Origin of the sequence: Flavobacterium sp. (genome assembly GCF_036405015.1) — a bacterium.
In the GTDB taxonomy this organism is placed as follows: Bacteria; Bacteroidota; Bacteroidia; order Flavobacteriales; family Flavobacteriaceae; genus Flavobacterium.
On sequence record NZ_DASWYK010000069.1, the window covers coordinates 20,044 to 30,427 of the forward strand.

Genomic DNA, 10,384 nt, shown 5'->3' on the forward strand with positions numbered 1-10,384 from the left:
TAATCCAAATAATCCTTTAAATCTGTGGCAGAAAAAAATATAAACATGAAATCTAAAAAACATTTATTAATTGCAATGTTTGTTGTTCTATCAACAACATTCAACAGCTGTGCAACGGCTCAGTCCTCCAACAAAAAGCAAAAATATAAAGTGGCGGTTTGCGACTGGATGATTTTAAAAAGACAAAAACTAGGTTCTTTTGCTTTAGCAGCTGAAATAAAAGCAGACGGAATCGAACTAGACATGGGAGGTCTAGGAAACAGACCAACTTTTGACAGCAAATTAGGCGATCCTGTAGAAAGACAAAAATTCTTAGATAAGTCAAAAGAAACGGGAGTTGGAATGAGTTCGATTGCCATGTCTGGATTTTACGCGCAATCATTTGCTACAAGAGAGATTACGCCAATGATTAACGATTGTATCAAAGCGATGAAAGATATGAACGTAAAAGTGGCGTATTTACCATTAGGAACACAAACGGATTTGGTTAAGAATCCAGAATTACGTCCAGAAGTAATTAAGAGATTGCAATGGGCAGGAAAAGAAGTTGGGAAAATTGGAGGTGTAATCGCAATTGAAACTTCGTTAAGCGCGACAGAAGAGAAAAAACTTTTAGACGAAGTTGGTTCAAAATACATTAAAAGTTCTTTCAATTTTGCGAATGCTTTAGACAACAAAAGAGATATTTCGTCAGAATTAAAGATTTTAGGCAAGAAATATTTAGCTCAGATTCACGCTTCAAACACCGATCAGTTTTGGTTAGAAAACGATCCAGCGATTGATATGCCAAAAATCAAACAAACTTTGGACGAAATGAAATGGAGCGGTTGGCTGATTGTAGAACGTTCAAGAGACATTAATCAGGTGCATAACGTAAAAGCCAATTACGGAGCAAACGTAGCTTATTTGAAGAAAATTTTCCAGAATTAAATAAAGAATATTAGCCATAGATTAAAGGATTAAAAGGATTTAAGTAATCTGTGAAAATCATTTAATCTGTGGCAAAAAAAATCATTTTTGTCATTTCTACGAAAGGAGACCCGATCGATAGCGAATAGGCGAAGCAAATCACACTAGAATTTCCGTAAAGTATATCGCCAATCTTTGTCGATTCCCGAGTGAGATTTCTCGTTCCTCGAAATGACAAACTTAACGGGAATTCCCAATGAATAAAAAACAGCATACTATGAAATATTTACAATTACTTTTTTTATGTCTTTACGTTTCTTTCGCGACTGCGCAAAACATTACTATTGTTAGTGATGCCACTTCGCCAAGAGCAAAATTTGGAGCAGAAAAATTATCAGAAACGCTTTCTGCAAAAGGCTTTACAGTTGCTTCTGCAGATAAATTAAAAAGTTCAAAAGAGAAAGTAATTGTTATTGGAGAAAAAGGAACTGACTTTTGGAAAAAGAATGCTAAAAGTGCTAAAATCGACGATAGTAAATTAACGAAGAAAGAAGGTTTCTTAATTCGCACTCAAAAAAATATAATTTACATTGAAGGATCAGATGCAAGTGGAACTCTTTATGGAGCATTAGAATTAGCGGATAGAATCAAAACTTCTGGTCAGCTTCCATCAGAAATTAATATTGATGATAGTCCAGAAATGGTGTTGCGTGGCGCTTGTATCGGAATGCAGAAACCGGTTTATCTTCCAGGACGTGATGTTTACGAATATCCGTACACACCAGAAACTTTTCCATGGTTTTACGATAAAGCACTTTGGATTAAATACTTAGATATGTTGGTAGAAAACCGTATGAACTCTTTGTATTTATGGAACGGACACCCATTTGCTTCTTTAGTAAAATTGAAAGAATATCCGTTTGCGGTTGAAGTAAGCGATGAAGACTTTAAAAAGAACGAAGAAATTTATAAATTCCTAACAGTTGAGGCGAATAAAAGAGGAATCTGGGTAATTCAGATGTTCTATAACATTATTGTTTCTAAGCCTTTTGCAGAGCATTATAACATTAAAACACAAGATCGTTCTAGACCAATCACGCCTTTGTTGTCTGATTATACTAGAAAATCTATTGCCGCTTTTATCGAAAAATATCCAAACGTTGGTTTAATGGTTTGTTTGGGAGAAGCAATCAATACGGTTGATGATGACGTAGAATGGTTTACCAAAACGATTATTCCGGGTGTTCGTGATGGTTTGCAAGCATTAGGAAAAACAGAAGAACCACCGATTATCTTGCGTTCTCACGATACCGACGGGCCTTTGGTGATGGAAAAATCGCTTCCATTATACAAAAACCTTTATACAGAAAGTAAATATACAGGAGAATCTTTAACGACTTATACACCAGGTGGACCTTGGGGAGAAACGCACAAGCAATTGAGCGCTCTAAAATCAATTCATATTGAGAACGTTCACATTTTGGCAAACTTAGAACCTTTCAGATACGGTTCTCCAGATTTTATCCAAAAAACGGTAAAAGCAATGCACAGCGTACACGGAGCCAATGCATTACACTTATATCCGCAAGCTTCTTATTGGGATTGGCCATATTCTGCTGATAAAACAAAATCGGGCGAACGTTTATTAGAAATGGATCGCGATTGGATTTGGTACAAAGCTTGGGCAAGATATGCTTGGGACAGCAAAAGAGACAGAAACGAAGAGGTTAAATTTTGGGATAAAGATTTAGCAGCAAAATTTGGAACGACTCAAGAAGCAGCAAATAATATTTTAAAAGCTTACGAAGAAACAGGAGAAATTGCTCCAAAAACTTTAAGACGTTTCGGAATCACAGAAGGAAACAGACAAACTTTATTATTAGGAATGTTCGAAAGCCAATTAGTGAATCCGTCGAAATGGAGAGTATATCCAGGTTTCCATGAATCTTGTGGACCAGCGGGAGAGTTGCTTTTAGAATATGCTAAAAAAGAATGGAATAAAGAGCCACATTCTGGCGAACTTCCAACGCAGATTATTGCTGAAATTACAGAGCACGGAAGATTAGCTGTTGAAGCCATCGACAAAGCCGAAGCAAGTGTAACAAAAGATAAAGAAGAATTTGCACGTCTTAAAAATGATATGCATGCTTATAAGGCTTTTGCCGATTTCTTTTCAGAAAAAGTAAAAGCTGCGTTGTTGGTTTTAAGATACAGTTATTCAAATGACATTACTGATTTAGACAAAGCAATGCCTCATTTAGAAAAAAGTTTGGAGCATTACGAATTATTGGTAAAACTAACAAAAGATACGTATTACTATGCCAACAGTATGCAGACAGCACAACGTAGAATTCCGATTGGAGGAGATGACGGAAACAATAAAACTTGGGCTGAATTATTACCTCATTATGAGCGTGAATTAGCTAATTTCAAAAGAAATCTGGACAAGTTAAAATCTTCAAAAGATGGAAAAGTAGAAAGCAAAGAAGGAAAACCTTGGAAAACGGCAGAAGTAACTTTTATTGACGAAAAACCGGGAACGTATTTAGTAAAAACTGGAACAAAAGTTTATGGAACAGATATTTCTGAATTAACAAAAATTGCTCCTGAACTTCAAAACTTAAGAGGATATTCGTTTGTAGAAAACGATCAAAATGAAAAAGGAACGCATTTGAAGTTTAGAAATACAAAAGCCGTTAAATTAGTGGTTGGCTATTTCAACTCAGATCAGAAGAGATTTTTATTGCCTCCAAGTTTAGAAACAGATGCTGCAGGAAATGCTCACGGTCAAGCTGAAGTTATTTTAGCAAGCGCAATGAATTTGAAAGATTTACCACGTGTAAATATTCATACCTACACTTTCCAGCCAGGCGAAAATAAATTAGATCTAGGAAAAGGAAAAGTATTGATTTTAGGTTTCATCGATGCTGATCAAAACATTATACCGCGTGATGTTGGATATATCGATGCAGGAGAGAAAGCAGCGGTGGATTGGTTGTTTTATTAATCTACGTTCCTGCAAGGTTTTCAAAACCTTGTAGATATAAATAAAGTTTAGAATTAAAAAGAATAATTTGGGCGTGTCCCTCCGGGTCGGGCTGTACGTTCCCGCTTTTTTTGAGGCGAAGAAAAATCGCCTCAAAAAAGAGCTCCACTGCCATCCCTCACGCGAACAAGAGTAATAAACACAATCTTGTCATCCCGAGGAACGAGGAATCTTCACAAGAAGCTCAACAAAGATTGTTGACATTTCTATGCGGAGTTACTTGCGGAGATTTCTCCTTCGTCGAAATGACAAAAAAGCGAGGGAAACTTCGTGAAATGAAAACTTAAATTACCTTATATACCTTATATGGTTTTAAAAATATGAACAGAATAGTTTTTTTTATTTTTTGTTTTTTCTCAAGTTTTTGCTCTGTTTGGAGTCAGAGCAAAAGTTCAGTTCGTAAAGAAATTTCGCTGAATTCATCTTGGGAGACCGTAATGCTGGATAATCTTCCGCTGAAAGAAGAAGATTTTGTAGAAAATCCAAAAACTGGTTCCAATTGGCAAAAGGTAAGTGTGCCTCACAATTGGGATCAGTATTATGGTTTTAGAAGAACAAAACATGGAAATTTACACGGTACCGCATGGTACAAAAAATCATTAAAACTCGATAAAACTACTGCAGGAAAAAAGCTTTTTTTGTTTTTTGAAGGCGTTAGTTCTTATGCAACAGTTTGGGTAAACGGCAAAAAAGTGGGCGAACACAAAGGTGGTCGAACCACTTTTACGCTTGATATTACCAAAGCAGTTTCTTTAGAAAAAGAAAACCAAATTTTAGTAAAAGCATCGCATCCATCCTTTATTGCAGATCTTCCGTGGGTTTGCGGTGGCTGTTCTGGCGAATGGGGATTCTCAGAAGGTTCTCAGCCAATGGGGATTTTCAGACCCGTTTCTTTAGTAGTTACAAACGATATTAGAATCGAACCTTTTGGCGTTCATATTTGGAATGACAAATCGGTTTCGAAACAAAAAGCGATTTTGCTTACGACTACAGAAATTAAAAATTACGGAAGTTCAGATCGAAATTTAATCATAGAAAATGTTCTTTTTGATGCTTCAGGAAAAAAAGTTACAAGCTCAAAAAGTACAGTTAAAAATAATGCAGGCGAATTAAAATCGGTTTTGCTGACTTTACCAGAAATTCAAAATCCGAAATTGTGGTCGCCGTCCAATCCGTATTTGTATAAATTAGTTACTTCTGTTTCTGAGAATGGAAAAGTAATCGATCAATTAACAACGCCTTACGGAATTCGTTGGGTAAGTTGGCCAGTAAGTCGTGACGGAAAAGACAATCGTTTTTTCATTAATGACGAACCTGTTTTTATAAACGGTGTTTGTGAATACGAACATCAAATTGGAAATAGTCATGCGTTTTCAGACGAACAAATTCACGCGAGAATCGAACAGATTAAAGCAGGCGGATTTAACGCTTTTAGAGAAGCACATCAGCCTCATAATTTATTATACCAAAAAGAATTAGACGAAAACGGAATCTTATTTTGGAGCCAATTTTCTGCACATATTTGGTATGATACCCCAGAATTCAAAGAAAATTTCAAAACCTTATTACGCGAGTGGGTTAAAGAGCGAAGAAACAGCCCATCGGTTGTTATGTGGGGATTGCAGAACGAAAGCACAATTCCGGCAGCATTTGCCGAAGAATGTACGCAGATTATCCGCGAAATGGATCCACTATCAGCTTCGCAAAGAATTGTGACGACTTGTAATGGAGGAGAAGGAACAGATTGGAATGTGGTTCAAAATTGGTCGGGAACCTATGGCGGAGATCCGTTGAAATATCATTTAGAAATGACGACTCAGTTGTTGAACGGAGAATATGGTGCGTGGCGTTCAGCCGATTTACATACTGAGGGCGAATTTGATCAAAAGGGGATTTTAAGTGAAAACCGTTTTTCTCAGTTAATGGAAATTAAAGTGAGAGAAGCTGAATCGGTGAGAGATAAAATTGCGGGACAATTTAACTGGCTTTTTGCTTCGCATGAAAATCCGGGACGCGTTCAAAACGGAGAAGGATTTAGAGATATTGATAAAGTTGGACCCGTAAACTACAAAGGACTTTTTACGATTTGGGGTGAACCTTTGGATGCGTTTTATATGTATCGCGCCAATTACGCTTCAAACAAAACCAATCCGATGGTGTATATCGTTTCGCATACTTGGCCAAGTCGTTGGGAAAATGCCGGAATCAAAAACGGAATCGATATTTATTCGAATTGCGATGAAGTGGAATTGTTTAATGATGTGAATAAAGTTTCACTTGGAAAACAAAAAAATCCAGGAATTGGAAAGCATTTTCAGTTTAACAATGTCAATATTCAATACAATGTTTTATACGCTGTTGGATATGTAAACGGAAAAGCGGTTGCCAAAGATTATATTGTTTTGAATACTCTTCCGAAAGCACCAAATTTAGAATCTTTAGTGGCAGATAAAACAGATATTTTAAAACCGAATAAAAGCTATAATTATGTTTATAGAGTAAATTGTGGAGGTTCTGAATTGACAGATAATTCAGGAAATATTTGGTTAACAGACACGCATAAAAGCGGAGAAAATACTTGGGGTTCTTTATCTTGGACAGATAATTTCAAAAAATTACCAGATTTCTTCGCAAGTCAAAGAAGTAGTTTCGATCCTGTAAACGGTACAAAAGATGAGGCTTTATTCCAGAATTTCAGATATGGAGTAGATAAACTTCGTTACGAATTTCCTGCACCAGACGGAGAATATTTAGTTGAACTATATTTCACAGAACCTTGGTACGGAACTGGTGGCGGATTAGACTGTAAAGGCTGGCGTTTGTTTGATGTTGCCATTAATAATAATACAGTATTAAAAGATTTCGATATTTGGGCAGAAGCAGGACACGACAAAGCGTTAAAGAAAACTTTTACTGTAAAAAGTGTCAATGGAAAAATCGTGATTTCGTTTCCGAATGTAAAAGCAGGACAAGCCATTATTTCTGCGATTGCGATTGCTACAAAGGATAAAAACGTAAAGCCAGCGGATCAATCGCCAAGAAATATTCAGAATGTAAGTTTAGATGCTAAAGATTTTAAAATGGGTTCTTGGCTAGATATCAATTCGAAGCAATTCTTAAATTCAGAAATCATTTTTACCGAATTGCCTTCAGAAGTTTTTGGTGGAGATTATTTACAGTTTTCGGCTAATTCAAAAGCTTCAGGTTCATTTACAGCAAAAGAAGAATCGACTATTTTTGTTTTAGTTGATGATAAAACGAAGACGTTAAAAGGACTTTCAGATTATAAAAAGATTGAAGAAAAAGCGAAAAACAACAACGGAGTTTCTTTTGATGTTTTCACTAAAAAAGTAAAGAAAGGCGAGAAGGTTGCTTTTGATAATGGCGAGACAATTTCGACAATTGTAGTTGTTCCAACTTATGATATGGGCGAAAAAGATGATTCAAGACCAGTTGTAATCATCGAAGCAGAAAAAACAAAAACAACAGGAAGTGGAATTGAAAAAGGAAATTTCAAAAAAGCAGATTATGTTGAGTTCACTAAAAAGACAAAAAACAGTATCGAATTTGAAGTGAAACCAGGTGTTGCTGGAATTTATTTAATGCGTTTCCGTTTTATGAACCGAAATGAAACGCCAATGAAAGTGAAATTCAAAATGGAAGATGCGTACGGAATTCTAATGCGAAATGACACGATTGAATTTTTCCCTTCACCAGAAAAATGGAAAATTTTAAATACAACATCAGGAGGTTATATCAACGCAGGAACTTATAAAATTACTTTGGAAGGAGATGATTTGAAAGGATTGCTGTTGGATAATTTCGAATTTCAGTAAATAAAAATAATCTCGCAAAACGCAAAGACGCAAATTTTTTTTTCAACCATATAAGTAATATAAGTTCAATTAAGCAAAACTTAAATTATCTTATATTACTTATATGGTTTAATTTACTTTGCAACTCTGCGACTTTGCGAGAGAAAAAATAAAAATATGTTTAAAAAAATTACACTTGCATTATTGTTTTCGGTATCAATTTTTGCACAAAAACAAGCCAGAATTGTTGAAGATTTCAACAAAAACTGGATCTTCAAATTAGGCGAACATCCAGAAGCTATAAATTCGAATTTCAATGCATCAGATTGGAGAACGCTTCAGTTGCCTCATGATTGGAGTATTGAAGGCGCTTTTGATAAAGATGCAAAAACCAAGCAAGCACAAGGATTTTTGCCTGCTGGAAAAGGCTGGTATCGAAAAGTTTTTACTGTTCCCGCAAACTGGAAAAATAAAACAGTTTCAATTGAATTTGATGGTGTTTTTAAAAACAGCGAAGTATTTATAAACGGGAAATCATTAGGAATACGTCCGAATGGATATATTTCTTTTGGATATGATTTGACGCAGTATTTAAACTTCGGGAAATCGAATATTATTGCGGTGAAGATTGACAACGATTCTCAGCCCAATTCAAGATGGTACACAGGTTCTGGAATTTACAGAAATGTGAGATTGGTGGCGAGCGAGAAATTGCACGTAGGAAAGTGGGGAACTTTTGTAACTACGCCTGAAGTTTCTACAGAAAAGTCAAAAGTGCATTTTGAAGTTACGATTGATAATGATAACGCTTCTGCGAAAGAATTTAAACTCGTTACTTCAATCGTAGACGCAAAAAATGTTGAAGTGGCGAATATGACTTCAACAGAGAAAATCGGAGCTAAAACATCAGAAAAAAAGGTTCATAATTTGGAAGTAAAACAGTCAAAATTATGGAATACAGAAAATCCGTATTTGTATAAAGTCATTACAAAAGTGTACGAGAAATCGAAGTTGGTTGATAATTACGAAACACCACTTGGATTTAGATATTTCAATTTCGATTCAGAAAAAGGATTTTCATTAAACGGCGTTCCGACTAAAATTTACGGAGTTTGTCTGCATCACGATAATGGCGCTTTGGGTGCTGTAGAAAATATTCACGCGGTTAGAAGAAAACTGACTTTAATGAAAGAAATGGGCGTAAACGCTATCAGAATGTCTCACAATCCACATTCTTTAGAAATGATGCAACTGTGTGACGAAATGGGATTCATTGTTCAAGACGAAGCTTTTGACGTTTGGAAAAAGAAAAAAGTAACCAACGATTACCACAAAGATTGGGATGCGTGGCACAAACAAGATTTAGAAGATTTTATCAAAAGAGATCGTAATTATCCATCGGTTATGATGTGGAGCATTGGTAACGAAATCAGAGAACAATTTGACAGTAGTGGAATTGCGATTACGAGAGAACTAGCTAAAATCGTAAAATCATTAGACACGACTCGCCCTGTAACTTCTGCTTTGACAGAAAATGTTATTGAGAAAAACTTTATTTATCAATCGGGAGCTTTAGATCTTTTGGGATTCAATTACAAACATGAAGATTATAAAGATTTTCCAACTAAATTTAAAGGACAAAAAATACTAGCTTCAGAAAGTGTTTCGGCTTTAGAAACGCGTGGACATTACGATCAGTCGGATATTATTCAAGCTTGGCCAGTAAAACACGGAGCTCCATTTGATGGAAATGCAGATTGGACCGTTTCGGCTTACGATCAGATAAAATCATATTGGGGAGCGACGCATGAAGAAAACTGGAAAACCATTAAAAGTCAGGACTTCATGGCGGGAACTTTTATCTGGACAGGATTCGATTATATCGGAGAACCTGATCCGTACCCATTCCCTGCTAGAAGTTCTTATTTCGGAATTGTAGATTTAGCAGGACTTCCAAAAGATGTGTATTATATGTACCAAAGCGAATGGTCGAATAAAACCGTTTTGCATATTTTACCGCATTGGAATTGGAAAAAAGATCAGGAAATTAATGTTTGGGCTTATTATAATAATGCTGATGAAGTAGAATTGTTCTTAAACGGAAAATCATTAGGAAAAAAATCAAAACAAAATGATGATTTGCATGTTTCTTGGAAAGTGAAATTCGAAACAGGAACTTTAAAAGCGATTTCAAGAAAGAACGGAAAAGCAGTTTTAGAGAAGGAAATTCACACTGCTGGAGAAGCTTCTAAATTGGATTTAAAAGCAGATAAAACCGCAATCAAAAACGATACTTACGATTTGGTTTACGTAGCAATTTCTATGTTAGATAAAGACGGAAATCTAGTTCCCAACGCAATGGATTTAGTTAATTTTGAAGTTACGGGCGGAGGAAAATTAGTTGGAGTTGATAATGGTTATCAAGCCAATTTAGAGTCGTTTAAAGCGAATTCTTGCAAGCTTTTTAATGGAAAATGTGTTGCGATTATTCAATCAAATGGAAAGAAAGAGAATATTAAGTTGAAAGCGACTTCTGGAAATTTACAAGCTTCGATTGTTGAAGTAAAAGTGAATTAATCTTGCAAAGTCGCCAAGACGCAAAGTTTTTTTTAAC

The 10,384-nt window shown here is 35.6% G+C and carries 4 protein-coding genes; all 4 read left to right on the forward strand.

Features of this window, described 5'->3' with window-relative positions; all coding sequences use genetic code 11:
• Positions 1–45: 45 nt before the first annotated feature.
• The 4 genes from VGE71_RS05870 (at position 46) to VGE71_RS05885 (ending at position 10,347) form a co-directional block, all read left to right on the forward strand.
• Complete coding sequence (locus VGE71_RS05870; protein WP_331137477.1) at positions 46–930, forward strand: sugar phosphate isomerase/epimerase family protein; 885 nt, start codon at positions 46–48, stop codon at positions 928–930.
• 256 nt (positions 931–1,186) lie between these two features.
• Entirely contained in the window at positions 1,187–3,916 is a 2,730-nt protein-coding gene (locus VGE71_RS05875; RefSeq protein ID WP_331137478.1) for an alpha-d-galacturonidase, read from the forward strand.
• Positions 3,917–4,275: 359 nt separating this feature from the next.
• Positions 4,276–7,791 (forward strand): malectin domain-containing carbohydrate-binding protein, encoded by a 3,516-nt coding sequence (locus VGE71_RS05880; RefSeq protein WP_331137479.1) that lies wholly within the window; start codon positions 4,276–4,278, stop codon positions 7,789–7,791.
• Between the two features lie 156 nt (positions 7,792–7,947).
• Positions 7,948–10,347, forward strand: coding sequence for a sugar-binding domain-containing protein (locus VGE71_RS05885; RefSeq protein WP_331137480.1), 2,400 nt, complete (start codon positions 7,948–7,950; stop codon positions 10,345–10,347).
• The last annotated feature ends 37 nt before the right edge of the window (positions 10,348–10,384 follow it).

Coding starts and splice junctions, on each gene's coding strand:
- VGE71_RS05870 (WP_331137477.1), top strand. CDS start 46: ATGAAATCTAAAAAACATTTATTAATTGCAATGTTTGTTGTTCTATCA.
- VGE71_RS05875 (WP_331137478.1), top strand. CDS start 1,187: ATGAAATATTTACAATTACTTTTTTTATGTCTTTACGTTTCTTTCGCG.
- VGE71_RS05880 (WP_331137479.1), top strand. CDS start 4,276: ATGAACAGAATAGTTTTTTTTATTTTTTGTTTTTTCTCAAGTTTTTGC.
- VGE71_RS05885 (WP_331137480.1), top strand. CDS start 7,948: ATGTTTAAAAAAATTACACTTGCATTATTGTTTTCGGTATCAATTTTT.